The following is a 13646-nucleotide window of genomic DNA, read 5'->3' as shown; positions in this document are numbered from 1 at the left end:
TCTTTGCAGGATAGCCCGCAATGTCCTTGCCCCCGATCCTGAGTTTTGCGCTTCGGCGCATCTTACAGGCAATACCCGTCATTCTTCTTATAATGGTCGGCTCTTTCCTCCTGATCAAACTTGCGCCCGGCGATACCGTCGACGCTCTTGTTGGTGATATGGGTGGCGCCGATCCGCAATTCGTTGCAAATTTACGTGCGGAATATGGCCTCGATCAGCAGATCTGGGTGCAGCTGTGGCTTTATATGACTAAGCTCGCACAGTTCGATTTCGGCTGGTCCTATGTCTACGAACAGCCTGTGCTTGATGTTCTTCTAAACCGTCTGGTGCCGACGCTGTTGCTGATGTTGTCCTCGCTCACAGTTGCTTTTGTTTTCGGCATTGCGCTTGGCGCCTTTGCAGCACGCCGGGCCTATTCGCTAACCGATAATGCTATCTCGACACTTGGCCTCATTTGCTATGCAATGCCGAGCTTCTTCCTCAGCCTCATTCTGATGTTTGTATTTTCTGTCAAACTCGGCTGGCTACCAGTGGGCGGTTACAAAACCATTGGTGGCTTTTACTCAGGTTGGAAAAACGTCTGGGACATCGCCGTCCACATGGTGATGCCAACGACGGCGCTTTCGCTGATTTATGTTGCTTTCTATATGCGCCTGATGCGGACAAGCGTTCTGGAAGTTGAAGACCTTGATTATGTGCGCACAGCCCGTGCAAAGGGCGCAAGCGGTGCACGCCTGATGTTCTACCATATCATGCGCAATGCATTCCTCCCGGTTGTGACCCTACTGGGGCTTCAGTTCTCGACGGTGCTTGGCGGCTCGGTGGTGATAGAGACAATTTTTTCGCTGCCCGGTCTTGGCCAACTTGCCTACACATCGGTCATCAAGCGCGACCTCAACACTTTGATGGGCATCATTTTTCTGTGCTCGATATTGGTGGTGATCGTCAACTTCATCACTGATCTTATCTATGCGCGGCTTGATTCCAGGATTGAACTGTCATGACAATTCAGGACGTCTCCCTCCCTCGCCCTCAGGCTTCCCGCGCTCGCATTCTGTGGCAACGTTTCAGCCGCAACCGCGCAGCGGTGCTAGGGCTTATTCTCTTTGTTGTCGTCGTGCTAATAGCCGTTTTTGCCGACGTCATTGCACCCGGCGATCCTTTGCGTCGGGCCGGTAATCCTCTGACATGGCCATTCGTCAATGCAGCAACACCGCTTGGCACCGACCAGCTCGGACGCGATATTATGGCTGGCATCGTCCACGGCGCGCGTATTTCGTTGCTGATTGGTGTGGTCGCAACCATGATATCGATAGCCATCGGAATTATCATTGGCGCATTGGCTGGCTATTATGGTGGATGGGTTGATGACACCTTGATGCGCGTCACAGAAGCCTTCCAGACAATTCCAAGCTTTGTTTTGCTACTGGCACTGGTTGCGATTTTCGGCTCTTCAATCGAAAACATCATCATTTGCATCGGCATCGTTTCATGGACAGCACCAGCACGCATGGTCCGAGCTGAGTTTCTCGCACTGCGCAAACGCGAATTTGTCGATGCTGCGCGTAATCTCGGTGTTGGTAATCTATCGATTATCTTCCGTGAAATTTTGCCAAATGCTCTGCCGCCTGTGATTGTCTTTGCCTCGGTTGTCATGGCAACAGCAATTCTGATGGAAAGCGCCCTCGCCTTTCTCGGACTTGGCGATCCCAATTATGCAAGTTGGGGCAATATGATTGGTCAGGGTCGTGCGGTGCTGCGTAGCGACTGGTTCTGCTCAGTTACTCCCGGCATCGCCATTCTGCTCACCGTGCTTTCCTTCAGCCTGCTTGGCGAAGGCCTGAACGACGCGCTCAATCCAAGGCAGAAAAAGAAATGACTGCGGCTCCCGTTCTCGAAATCCAGAACCTGCAAATTGCGCTGCCCAAGGGTGCCGATCGTCCTTTTGCATTGCAAGACCTGACACTCACCATCAAGCCGGGTGAAATTGTCTGCCTTGTGGGTGAAAGCGGTTCCGGTAAATCGCTTTCGGCAGGCGCCATCATGCGTCTGCTACCCGAACCACATGTGCGTGTGATCAAGGGCAGTATTAAGCTCGAAGGCACCGACCTTTATTCGCTCAGCGAAGCGGACATGAAGAAGCTGCGCGGCAACCGCATCGGCATGATTTTTCAGGAGCCGATGACTGCGCTTAATCCGCAGAAAACGGTTGGCTGGCAGATCGACGAAGTGTTGCGATTGCATACCAAGCTCAGCCGCAAAGAACGGTACGCTGCGGTTATCGATATGCTGAACGAGGTGAAGATCCCTGACCCCGAGTCAGCCTACAACGCCTATCCGCATCAGATTTCCGGTGGCCAGCGCCAGCGCGTCATGATTGCCATGGCGCTTATTCTAAAACCTCGCCTGATCATCGCCGATGAGCCAACGACTGCACTTGATGTCACGACACAGGCGCAAATCCTCAAGCTCATCCGCGATCTTCAACGCGAACATAACACCGGCATTCTTTTCATCACCCATGATTTCGGCGTGGTGGCAGAGATTGCCGATCGCGTTGCGGTCTTGCGGCTTGGAGAGCTGGTCGAAGAAGGCCCAGCCAATGAGGTGCTCAACCACCCTCAGCATCCTTATACGAAGGCGCTAATCGCATCCGTTCCGGCCTTAACGCCTCCCGCGATCAAAGCATCCGTTGAAAGTCAGCCGGTTATTCTCAAAGCTGAGAACCTGCGCAAGACATTCAAAGCGCAAGGCGGACTTTTCAGTGGCAAGCGAAGTGCTGTTCCTGCGGTCAAAGACCTGTCTTTTATATTGCGTCAGGGCGAAACACTCGGCGTTGTGGGCGAAAGCGGATCGGGGAAAACCACTGTTTCTCGGATTGTCACGCGCCTTCTCGAAGCCGATAGCGGCAAAGTCGATGTGAATGGTCGCGACTTTCTAAGCGCGAGTGCGCGTGAAGTGCGCTCTATGCGCAAAGACATTCAGATGGTTTTCCAAGACCCTATGGCGTCGCTCAACCCGCGCCGACGTGTTGTAGATCTCATCGCGCAAGGCCCGATTGTCCACGGCGTGCCGAAAAAACAGGCCCACGCAAAAGCACGTGAACTGCTTGAGCTGGTCGAGCTTTCTCCTGCTGCAGCTGACCGCTTTCCGCATGAGTTTTCGGGTGGTCAGCGCCAGCGTATCGGCATCGCACGCGCACTTGCCCTTGAGCCTCGGATTATCGTAGCCGACGAACCTGTCTCGGCTCTTGATGTTTCAGTGCAGGCACAGGTTTTGCGCCTGCTTGCTGATCTGCGTGAACGGCTCAACCTCTCGCTGCTGTTTGTAACGCATGATTTGCGCGTCGCTGCCCAGCTTTGTGATCGCATTATCGTCATGTCGAAAGGCGAAATCGCGGAAGCCGGGCCAACGGCAGATGTCTTCGCCAATCCGCAACACCAATATACCCAGCGTCTGCTTGCTTCCATTCCCGGCAAAGACTGGACGCCACCCCGCTTCAACAGCGCAGATTGAAAACGGCTGATACTATGCAACATATCCAGTTCCCTCCATCCATTTGGGCTGCAACCGCACCGTCCCGCATACCGGCCGCGCCATTAAACAGCGACACAGAAGCGGATGTTGCAATCGTCGGCGGTGGTTTCACAGGTCTTTCGGCAGCACTGCATCTCGCAAAGCGCGGTAAGCGCGTTATTCTGCTTGAGGCCAATGGTGTTGGTTGGGGCGCATCGGGACGGAACAACGGACAAGTCATTCCAACCATGACAGCGGCTGAACCGGATGCCATTGCCAAACGCTATGGCGATGCCGGTGAACGCTTTGCAAAGCTGATTGGCAACAGTGCCGACACACTATTCACGATTGTTCGCGATGAGAAAATCGAAGCTGAAGCCGAACAAACAGGCTGGTTTCAGCCAGCACATTCTCCGGGCCGCGTTAAACTTTCTCAAGCACGCGTCGAAGCATGGAAGCGCTTTGGTTTCCCTGCAGAATATCTCGACAGCGCTTCCACATCACAGCTCTTGGGCAGTGATTTCTGGTATGGCGGCATGTTCAACCCGACAGGCGGTCACATCAACCCGCTGGCTTTGGCGCGTGGTCTGGCAGCGGCAGCCGAACGTCATGGCGCGACCATCCATGAGCAAAGTCCGGTTACTTCTTTTGAACGTAAGGGCGATCATTGGGAAGTCCGCACCGGCAATGCAACCGTTCGTGCAAAAGGGTTTCTGCTGGCGACCAACGCCTATACCGGTGAAATAAAGGAAAGCCTTGCCCCACGTCTGGCACGGACAATTGTGCCGGTGTTGTCGTGGCAAATGGCAACAGCACCGCTGAGTGATAATCTCCGCGCGATGATCCTTCCGGGTCGTCAGGCTGTTTCCGATACCCGCGGCGATCTTCGCTTTTTCCGTTACGACGCACGTAATCGCCTCATCACCGGCGGCGTGGTCATGGGCAACTATAACGTTGCAGAACGCGTGAAGCACAAAGCTGCGCGCAATCTTGCAGAGGCTTTCCCAGCACTTGGTCAGCCGGAAATGACGCATGTCTGGAGCGGCTACATCGGCATGACATGGGACCGTTTCCCACGTGTTCATCAGCTTGGGACCAATGGTTGGGCATGGATCGGCTGCAATGGTCGTGGCGTTGCGCTCGGCACCGCAATGGGCCGGGAATTTGCACGCGCGCTTGATGGTGAACCATTGCAAGAACTCGCACTTCCGGTTTCTGAACCTGCACCACTGCCGTTCCACTCAATGGCACGAAAGATTGCACCTTTCTATCTCGCATGGCTGCGGCGCAAGGACCTTACGGAACCGAATTTATAAATCAGACTGTCAAACATTCATGCGAAAGGTAGATCCATGAATCAATTGCCAATTCTCGAACGACGCCGCATCGAGGCTCTCGTTCTCAAAAATGTCTATGAGGTTCTTCGTGAGCGGTCAGGCGAAGAAGAAGCTCAGGCAGCAATCGGCGAAGCGGTAACACGCTCGGCGATAGATCAGGGTAAAGTGTTTGCGGAAGAGCTTGGCCGCACGCCAGACTTGCAGGACTTTGCCGATATTCTGCCACTCTGGACAAAAGACAACGCGTTGGAAATCGAAGTTCTTTCGCAGGGCAAAGACCACTTCGATTTCAATGTGAAGCGTTGCCGCTATTCTGAAATGTATCGCGACATGGGGTTAGGCCATATCGGGCATCTGCTCTCGTGTAATCGCGATGGTGATTTCTGCATCGGCTATAATCCGGAAATGAAGCTTGAGCGCACACAGACGATCATGAAGGGCGCAAGCCATTGCGATTTCCGCTACAGCCTTGAGACGAAAGAACAAGGAGCCTGAAATGCCGGTTGAAAACTGGACCTCGAACCAGCTTGACGAACTCATCGCCTTCCGCCGTGATCTGCATGAAAATCCGGAACTCCTTTATGACGTCAATCGCACCGCTGAAAAGGTGGCAGAAGCGTTACGCGCAGCTGGACTTGATGAAGTCGTAACAGGCATTGGCCGCACAGGCGTTGTCGGCGTCATTCGTGGTCAAACCAACAAGTCAGGCCGCGCAATTGCTCTGCGTGCTGACATGGACGCACTACCGATCCTCGAAGAAACCGGTGCCGAATGGTCATCCAAAGTACCGGGCAAGATGCATGCCTGCGGACATGATGGCCATACGACCATGCTTTTGGGTGCAGCGCGTGAACTGGTCAAAAGCCGCGCTTTCGATGGCACAGTCATCGTCATCTTCCAGCCTGCTGAAGAAGGCGGCGCTGGTGCGAAAGCAATGATCGACGATGGACTGTTCAAGCGCTGGCCGGTCAACGAAGTTTACGGCATGCACAATCGTCCCAACCTCGAAGTTGGCAATTTCACGATCAATTCCGGCCCGATCATGGGTTCGGTCGATGTATTGGATATTACAATTGATGGTGTGGGTGGCCATGCGGCCTCCCCGCACCATACGATTGATCCGATCCCTGTAACGGCAGCACTCATTCAGGCTATCCAGACGCTGAGTGCACGCACCATCGACCCGCTCGATTCTGCGGTGATCTCCATCACCACGATTCATGGTGGCGATGCGTTTAACGTCATTCCACAGTCGATCAAACTGACCGGAACTGTGCGTACCTTGCGTGAAGAGGTCCGCAATCATATCGAAGAAAAACTATCGCGTGCGGTACAAGGCGTTGCTGATGCGTTTGGCGCAAAGGCGACGCTCGACTATCAGCGCAATTATCCGGTGACCGTCAATCACGAGCATGAAACGGAACTGGCAGCGCTTGCCGCAGAAGCTGTTTCCGGCGCTGATCGCGTAACCCGCGATATGCCTGCAACGCTTGGTGGTGAGGATTTCGCGTTCATGCTCAACGAAGTACCGGGCGCGATGATCAACATCGGCAATGGCCCAAGCGCCAATCTGCACCACCCCAAATACGACTTCAACGACGATGTCATTGCCTGGGGCTGCTCTTACTGGACGACTTTGGTCAAGCAGAGGCTTCCAGTCTGACTGTCAAATACACTACAAATAAAAAAGCCGCCCTTATTTTTGAGGGCGGCTTTTTCTTGTCCTTATTTAAAATACGCTCAGCTCGTTGCCGCAGCCTTGAACGAGAATAATTGCAAGGCATCATAGGCTGAGAGAACGGTTTCCATCTGTGCCGTATGACCTTTGACAAAAGCGTCACCGTAGATGGTTTCATCCGGGTATTCGGTGATCAATGTCAGCGGAACTGTATGCCGATCATCAACACCAACCAGACATGGGAAGCCGTTGATAATGCGGAAACCCGTTTCGCCGGCATGTTGTTCGAAAAGCTTGATCTGCGCATCGTTGTATTCAAGCAGACCATCGATAGCACCAAGATGCTTAGTCACATGATCCATAAGCTGTTCAGCTTCTTTCTCCCATGACGCGTGGTGGCGGATGATAAGAAAGAAGCCCTTTGGCAGCGTCCACATTGCAAAGGAACGCGGCACATAGCCCGATAGCGGGCGCGTCCATTCATGCGATGGATAGCCATGCAGATTGACGTGAAGCTTCGCATTTGTAAGAGCCTCAGCCTCTACACGGATGGCCTTTTCAAAAAGCCCTTCTCCCGTGCGATATTCCAAGTCATCGCCCAGAGCGGTGTAGCGAGACGCGTGATGCATATGATGTGGCTGCAAAACACACAGACGTTTGTGAATTTCATATCCGTCCGGGTTTTCCTGCGGCGAAATCGTGAAATGCCCACCATCGCGCGTGGCAAGCCGTGTGGCTGCCCGCAATGCACCAACGATCCCCGTCGTTTCATTGGCATGCTGACCAGCGCTGATCATCATCGGCAGATCACTGCCCGAGACATAGGTGGCGCGCACGCTACGGCCTGCACGCGTCTTCGCTTCAAAAGGCGAGCCGCCCAGTTTTGCAATTTCACGGCGGATCTGGTCCGCGGAAAGCGGGGCCTGTGCATTTTCCAGCACCTGCTCGGCAGTGAGTGCATCCGCCGTTGCCAGCGGACGTGTTTCCACCTTCACAGAAGGGTCGGCATCACGGAAACGAACTTCCGGCACAATCTGTCCCGGCTGCAAGCCGCGATCCCCAACCGGCCGACCCGACTTTTTCTGAAAAACTTCGAGCAGCGAGAAATAGATATCTTCGTGCAGAGCTTCAGTGAGGCTCAGTGCTTCTTCATCATAGGGAAGACGACGATCTGTTATCGGCAGACTGACCGAAATGTTCAGCTCTTCAAAATATGGCTCACCCCTGCCCCAATCATGAGATGTAATGGTCGAGATCGTGTCATGAAACAGCTTTTCATAGGCTGTCTCAAAGCGCACATTTTCGACACTGCCTTCATGTTCGACAATCAGCCAGCCGGTTGGTGAGACAAGCGTTTCGCCGATAAAATCTTCATGCACGCGATTGGGTGCGAAAACACGATGATTTTCTGTGTGACCATCGGCAAATGTAAGGTCGACTTCATAGTTGAAATCATCCTCACCCGATGCACTAAAGCTGATTTTTACATTGGGCAGAAGCGCGGACAGCGGATAGGTTTCAAGCAAAAAGCGGTTTTCGACGCAATTGTCATGACGCGGGTAGCGGATTGTTGCAGCTTTGAGGGCTTCACCATCCACCTCTTCAAGGAAGAAATGCAGAAGCGGTTTATAGGCTGAGCGCAGATGGGCATCAATGCCAGCCTCACGCAGTTTCGTTTCTGCTGCGAAGCGGCTAGGCTGATCATCGAACAGCCAGGCTTCTAACTTCGCGCCACGCAATTCCGGCTTTGAAAAGCGTTCGATCAAAACATCAATTGAACGCTGATAAGTCTTTTCAAAAATCACGCTCATCGCGATGTCCTGCCGGTTGGATCGAGACTGTCACGCAGCCAGTCACCCAGAAGGTTGAGGCCAAGCACAGTGAAAAGAATGGCGAGGCCGGGGAAAAGGCTCACCCACCATGCAGTCTGGAGATATGTGCGGCCATCAGCGAGCATGCCGCCCCAGCTTGGAATGGTTGAATCAATACCAAAGCCCAGGAAGGTCAGGCTGGATTCAAGCAGGATATTGTTGGCCACATTCAGCGTCATCAAAACGATGACCGGGCCAAGCAGATTTGGCAACAGATGCTGGAAGATAATGCGCCAGTCTTTCACGCCGATGGCGCGCGCAGACAAGATAAATTCGCGCTCGCGCAGCGACAGCACCGAGCCTCGCACAAGTCGGGCATATTGCACGCATTGCGACACAATCAGCAGAATGATCGTGTTGACCAAACCGCCGCCGAGAATAGCCATGAACGTGATCGCAAGCAGAATAAAAGGCATTGCAAGCTGCACATCGACAAAACGCATCAGCGCCATGTCCCAGAAGCCCCGATAATAGCCTGCAACCAGCCCCATGATCGTACCGATGATCACAGAACCGATAACGGATACAAAGCCCACGAACAGCGAAATTTTGCCACCGATAATCACGCGTGCCAGCACATCGCGTCCAAGCGGATCAGTTCCAAAGATATGCGCAGGATTAACGAAAGGCGGCGTCAGACGCGCAAGAAGGTCCACCTTGTTTGCACCAGCGGGGAACAGATAGCCGGAAAAGATGACGGCAAAACAAATGCCGCCTGTCAGCAAAAAGCCGACAATGAATTCCAGACTTGCAAAACGCGAAAGCCGGAGGTTTGAGGTCTTTTTAACCGCTTGTGTAGCCATTGCTCTACTCCGTCCGGATACGCGGATCGACAAGGCCATATGCAATGTCTACCATAAGATTGACGCCGATAATCATCATCGACAAAATTGCGATTGTGGCCTGCAGAACCGGGTAATCACGGCCGCCAACAGCATCAAAAGCAAGCGTACCCATACCCGGCCAGTTGAAGACTTTTTCAATGACCACGATGCCGCCCAAAAGACCACCAAACTGAAGACCAATAAATGTAATGAGCGGAATTGCACAATTACGAAGAGCGTGCTTGTAGAGCACTTTGTTTTCGCTCAGACCCTTGGCGCGCGCCACCATAATATATTGCGATTGCAACGTTTCCAGCATCGACGTGCGTACAAGACGGACATTGGTTGCCGTCAGGATAATGCCCATCGTCATTGCTGGCATAATAAAACTGGAGATACCGCTCATGCCGCTTGGCGGCAGCCATTGCAATGAAATGCCAAACAGCAGAACCAGCATGGTGGCCAGCCAGAAATTCGGGAATGACAGACCAACGAGCGAACAAACACGAATGAGCTGATCCGCCCACTTGCCGCGGGATACAGCTGCCTTGATGCCGAGTGGAATGGAAATAACAAGCGAAACAAAAAGCGACGCAAAGGCGAGCATCAGAGTTGCGGGCAATGCCTTTCCAACCAACACAGATACTGGCGTACCACCAAGGAAACTGCGTCCGAAATCAAAGGTAAAGAGACCTTTGAGAAACTGCCAGTATTGAACGAGAAACGGTTGGTTAAGGCCAAGCCCTTCGCGAATGCGCTCGAGATCTGCTTCTGTGATACTACCCGCACCTTGCGTCAGCATCAATGCCGGATCGCCCGTCAGCCGGATTGCATAGGCGACGAGCATCGTCATCGCAACCAGCACGAACAACGCTTGTAAAATTCGTTTTAAAAGAAATCCGGCCACCAAAGCGCCTCCGAAATAGAGTGGCAAGCCGATGAACGGCTCGCCACATTAGTCTTATCAATCAACAGTCACGTCGCTGAGACGCAAACGGTTATCCGGGGCCGGCACGAAGTTCTTAACCCGCTTGTTGACGCCGTAAATCGCCTTGGAGCTGTAAAGCGGCATTTCATACGCCTTATCAGCCGCATATTTGGCGATTTCCTGCAGCATCTTTTCACGCTCCCCACGATCAAGAACCGAACGCTGCGCTTCAAGCATCTTGTCGAGCTTTTCGTCCTTTTCGTACGGGTTCCACTTCTCGCCCGAATGATACATCGAGTAAGCCGTGTTATCGTAATCAAATGTCCAGCCGCCCCATTTTTGCTGGAACATAGCGCCGGTCTTGCCCTGTGGAATGACATCATTCAGCAGCACGTTCACATCATATGGCTTGATGGTTGCATTGATGCCTACCATCTGCAGGAAGCTGGCAACAGCCTGTGTCACTTCGTTAAACGTCGCGTCATTACCGCGAACGTCGATCTGCACCGTTGCGCCGGGCTGAACACCTGCTTCTTCAAGAAGCTTCTTGGCCTGATCAGGATCGTACGGAAGTGGCTTGAGTTCTGGGTCGTACCCAAACGACAAAGCGCCCTGGAAGCTGGCAATAGGCTTTGCCTGACCAGCAAGGATCGACTGGATGATCGCATCGCGATCAACAGCCATAATCAGCGCCTTGCGAACGCGCTCATCCTTGGTAATGCCGTCACGCGTGTTGAAGCGCAGAGCATCAACGGTTGGGCCGTCTGTCGTAACCAGTTCCAGATTTGCATCACCCTCAATCGTCGGGATCATGCCAATTGGAATGGTCGGCGGAATGACGAGATCAACACGGCCAGCCTGAAGTTCGGCAACAGCGGTCGAAGGTTCGGTAATAAAGCGATATTCCAGTTCCGAAAGCTTCGGTGCACCGCCCCAGTGATCAGCAAAAGCTTCGAGCTTGATGTTGACCTTTGGCTCATAGGACACAAACTTGAACGGACCTGTGCCAACCGGATGCGTATTGAAATAGTCTTCGCCTTTTTCAGCGATATATTTCGGCGGAACGATCATTGCGCCATAGCCAGCAAGCTTGGTGATCAGAACCGGATCAGCGGCTTTAAGATGAAAATCAACGGTCTTGTCGTCAATCACTTCAACCTTGTCAATTGCGATATAGTTCGAACGCTGCGGACCTTTTGCGCCTTCATCGCCAAGCAGACGATCAAAAGTAAACTTTACAGCTTCTGCGTTGAATGGCTCGCCATCATGAAACTTCACACCTTCGCGCAGGGTAAAGCGAATGCGCTTGCCGTCATCCAGCTCTTCCCATGACGTTGCTAGGCCGGGAACGATTTTCAAATCAGGTCCGCGATAAACCAGACCGTCGAAAATATTGGTTGCAACCGACGCCCAATTGACGAGAAACGTATCAATCGGATCCCAGCTGCCTGGATCCTGCGGCGACGAGACGGTGAGCTTGCCTGCGGCAAAAGCCGGAGCCGACGCAATCACAGCCGTCGACAGCGCGGACGCCAGAAGAGCGGCTTTCAGTGCTTTCTTTATCATTAGTTTCCCCTTTGGGTTCGTTGAAGCATTTCCAGCAAAAATGTGAAGCGGCTTTGCGTTGGATAATGCGGTGAAAAAATGCTGCAAGAATTCAAGCGCTTTCAGCAACGAAATGGCCTGGTGCAATCTCGCGGTGATTATAGATGATTGGCTTGTCGTCGATCCGGCGCGTTGTACTCGGAATTTCACCCTCCAAGGCTGCACGTTCGGTGCGTGCAGAAGGATCAGCGACAGGTACTGCTGAAAGCAGACGCTGCGTATAAGGATGCGACGGCGTTTCAAAAACCTGACGACGCGAGCCAAGTTCCATGATCTGACCAAGATACAGCACCGCCACGCGATGGCTCATCTTCTCAACCACTGCCATATCATGGCTGATGAAGAGATAGGCCAGGCCCTGCTCTCTCTGGAGGTCCATAAACAGGTTGATCACCTGCGCCTGAATAGAGACGTCAAGCGCCGACAGTGCTTCATCGGCGATAATCAGTTTCGGCTTTGAAGCAAGCGCACGTGCAATGCAGATGCGCTGACGCTGCCCGCCGGAAAACTCGTGCGGATAGCGCGATGCATGTTCCGGGCCGAGGCCAACACGCTCCAGCAGTTCTGCGACACGCGCATTGATCGCCTTGTTGTTGTCGAGAAGACCATGCGTGCGGATAGGCTCTGCAATGGAAAAGCCGACAGTCTTGCGCGGATCAAGTGACGCAAACGGATCCTGAAAAATATACTGCACTTCACGACGCATCGCATAGCGCTCTTGAGCGCTCATTTGCGAATAGGCTTTGCCGTTGAAGCGAATATCGCCAGCCAGCGGCGATTGAAGCTGCTGGATTGTGCGTCCAATGGTCGATTTGCCCGAACCGGATTCGCCAACAAGTGCGAGCGTTTCACCCGGATAAATGTCGAACGCGACTTTCGAGACGGCATTGCAGACATGGGTAACTTTGCCGAACAGATTTTTCTTGATCGGAAAGCGAACATAAAGATCGTCAACAGCAAGAAGTGGCTTTTCGCTATAACATGCTGTGTCCTGAATACGCTCTTCACCTGACAGCACTGGCACACCATCACGCATCATCATCACCGGCATGCGTTTTGGAAACGCCTCGCCCGTCATGCTGCCAAGTTTCGGAACGGCCGACAAAAGCGTCTGTGTATACGGATGCTGTGGTGCTTCAAAGATACGGCCGACCGGACCTTCTTCGACCTTTTTACCCTTCCACATCACCACAACATCATCCGCCATTTCGGCCACCACGCCCATATCGTGCGTGATGAAAATGACTGCCATTTCAAGCTCTTTCTGCAAATCTTTGATGATGTGCAGAATCTGCGCCTGAATGGTGACATCAAGGGCCGTTGTTGGCTCGTCAGCAATGAGCAATTTAGGTCGGCAAGCCAGTGCCATAGCGATCATCACGCGCTGGCGCATACCACCAGAAAGCTGGTGCGGATAACGCTTCAGCAAGCCTTCGGCATCAGGCAGACGCACCATTTCCAGCAGCCGCTTGCCTTCAACCAGAGCAGCACTCTTCGACATGCCTTCATGCAACATCAGCACTTCAGAAAGCTGATTGCCGATAGTGAAGACCGGATTGAGCGAGGTCATCGGTTCCTGAAAGATCATCGCAATGTCTTTGCCGCGAATACCGCGCATCGCTTTTTGATCGGCTTTCAGAAGATCACGTTCGCCGTCAGGGCTGTTGAACAGAATACGACCGTTGGGAAATTTTGCGCCGCTCATATCAGCGAGGCGCATAATCGAAAGTGACGTGATCGATTTTCCTGAACCGGATTCACCGACAACCGCAAGCGTACGGCCAGCCGCAACAGAAAAATTCAGATCATCAACAACGCGATTGCTGCCAAATTCAACGCTTAGACCCTCAACTGTCAGCAGAGGCTTAGACACAGTTCCGCTCAAAC

At 53.0% G+C, this 13646-nt stretch carries 11 protein-coding genes; 6 read left to right on the top strand and 5 right to left on the bottom strand.

What is annotated here, in order from left to right; genetic code table 11:
• The first annotated feature begins 20 nt into the window (after nucleotides 1-20).
• Genes U2P60_RS04700 through U2P60_RS04675 form a run of 6 tightly spaced genes read left to right on the top strand, consistent with a single transcriptional unit; the run spans nucleotide 21 to nucleotide 6516 of the window.
• Nucleotides 21-1004, top strand: coding sequence for an ABC transporter permease (locus U2P60_RS04700; protein WP_413571551.1), 984 nt, complete (start codon nucleotides 21-23; stop codon nucleotides 1002-1004).
• Nucleotides 1001-1879, top strand: coding sequence for an ABC transporter permease (locus U2P60_RS04695; RefSeq protein WP_413571550.1), 879 nt, complete (start codon nucleotides 1001-1003; stop codon nucleotides 1877-1879). The genes U2P60_RS04700 and U2P60_RS04695 overlap by 4 nt, the downstream gene beginning before the upstream one ends.
• On the top strand, nucleotides 1876-3516 hold the full coding sequence (locus U2P60_RS04690) for an ABC transporter ATP-binding protein (protein WP_413571548.1): 1641 nt from the start codon (nucleotides 1876-1878) through the stop codon (nucleotides 3514-3516). Before U2P60_RS04695 ends, U2P60_RS04690 begins: the two co-directional genes overlap by 4 nt.
• A gap of 14 nt (nucleotides 3517-3530) precedes the next feature.
• A complete protein-coding gene (locus U2P60_RS04685) occupies nucleotides 3531-4832 on the top strand; it encodes an NAD(P)/FAD-dependent oxidoreductase (protein WP_413571547.1) in 1302 nt (433 codons plus the stop codon).
• A 36-nt stretch (nucleotides 4833-4868) separates the two neighbouring features.
• Nucleotides 4869-5348, top strand: a complete 480-nt coding sequence (locus U2P60_RS04680; protein WP_313829428.1) for an L-2-amino-thiazoline-4-carboxylic acid hydrolase — start codon at nucleotides 4869-4871, stop codon at nucleotides 5346-5348.
• 1 nt (nucleotide 5349) lies between these two features.
• Nucleotides 5350-6516 carry a M20 aminoacylase family protein gene (locus U2P60_RS04675; RefSeq protein WP_413571546.1) on the top strand — a complete coding sequence of 389 codons (1167 nt, stop codon included), beginning with the start codon at nucleotides 5350-5352 and terminating at the stop codon, nucleotides 6514-6516.
• A gap of 77 nt (nucleotides 6517-6593) precedes the next feature.
• On the opposite strand, the gene U2P60_RS04670 is transcribed toward U2P60_RS04675, so the two are convergent.
• The 5 genes from U2P60_RS04670 to U2P60_RS04650 form a co-directional block, all read right to left on the bottom strand.
• Entirely contained in the window at nucleotides 6594-8342 is a 1749-nt protein-coding gene (locus U2P60_RS04670) for a peptidase M14 (protein ID WP_413571545.1), read from the bottom strand.
• Entirely contained in the window at nucleotides 8339-9205 is an 867-nt protein-coding gene (locus U2P60_RS04665) for an ABC transporter permease (protein ID WP_413571544.1), read from the bottom strand. Before U2P60_RS04665 ends, U2P60_RS04670 begins: the two co-directional genes overlap by 4 nt.
• A 4-nt stretch (nucleotides 9206-9209) precedes the next feature.
• Nucleotides 9210-10133, bottom strand: a complete 924-nt coding sequence (locus U2P60_RS04660) for an ABC transporter permease (RefSeq protein ID WP_413571543.1) — start codon at nucleotides 10131-10133, stop codon at nucleotides 9210-9212.
• 57 nt (nucleotides 10134-10190) lie between these two features.
• Nucleotides 10191-11720, bottom strand: coding sequence for an ABC transporter substrate-binding protein (locus U2P60_RS04655; RefSeq protein WP_413571542.1), 1530 nt, complete (start codon nucleotides 11718-11720; stop codon nucleotides 10191-10193).
• A 91-nt stretch (nucleotides 11721-11811) separates the two neighbouring features.
• Nucleotides 11812-13632, bottom strand: a complete 1821-nt coding sequence (locus tag U2P60_RS04650) for a dipeptide ABC transporter ATP-binding protein (protein ID WP_413571541.1) — start codon at nucleotides 13630-13632, stop codon at nucleotides 11812-11814.
• Nucleotides 13633-13646: the final 14 nt, after the last annotated feature.

The sequence above is a fragment of the Brucella sp. H1_1004 genome, assembly GCF_047308065.1.
In the GTDB taxonomy this organism is placed as follows: Bacteria; Pseudomonadota; Alphaproteobacteria; order Rhizobiales; family Rhizobiaceae; genus Brucella; species Brucella pseudogrignonensis_B.
The sequence above is the reverse complement of the archived record's forward strand: the minus strand, read 5'-3'. Positions and strand labels throughout refer to the sequence as shown.

Coding starts and splice junctions, on each gene's coding strand:
- U2P60_RS04665 (WP_413571544.1), bottom strand. CDS start 9,205: ATGGCTACACAAGCGGTTAAAAAGACCTCAAACCTCCGGCTTTCGCGT.
- U2P60_RS04675 (WP_413571546.1), top strand. CDS start 5,350: ATGCCGGTTGAAAACTGGACCTCGAACCAGCTTGACGAACTCATCGCC.
- U2P60_RS04670 (WP_413571545.1), bottom strand. CDS start 8,342: ATGAGCGTGATTTTTGAAAAGACTTATCAGCGTTCAATTGATGTTTTG.
- U2P60_RS04695 (WP_413571550.1), top strand. CDS start 1,001: ATGACAATTCAGGACGTCTCCCTCCCTCGCCCTCAGGCTTCCCGCGCT.
- U2P60_RS04690 (WP_413571548.1), top strand. CDS start 1,876: ATGACTGCGGCTCCCGTTCTCGAAATCCAGAACCTGCAAATTGCGCTG.
- U2P60_RS04685 (WP_413571547.1), top strand. CDS start 3,531: ATGCAACATATCCAGTTCCCTCCATCCATTTGGGCTGCAACCGCACCG.
- U2P60_RS04680 (WP_313829428.1), top strand. CDS start 4,869: ATGAATCAATTGCCAATTCTCGAACGACGCCGCATCGAGGCTCTCGTT.
- U2P60_RS04655 (WP_413571542.1), bottom strand. CDS start 11,720: ATGATAAAGAAAGCACTGAAAGCCGCTCTTCTGGCGTCCGCGCTGTCG.
- U2P60_RS04700 (WP_413571551.1), top strand. CDS start 21: ATGTCCTTGCCCCCGATCCTGAGTTTTGCGCTTCGGCGCATCTTACAG.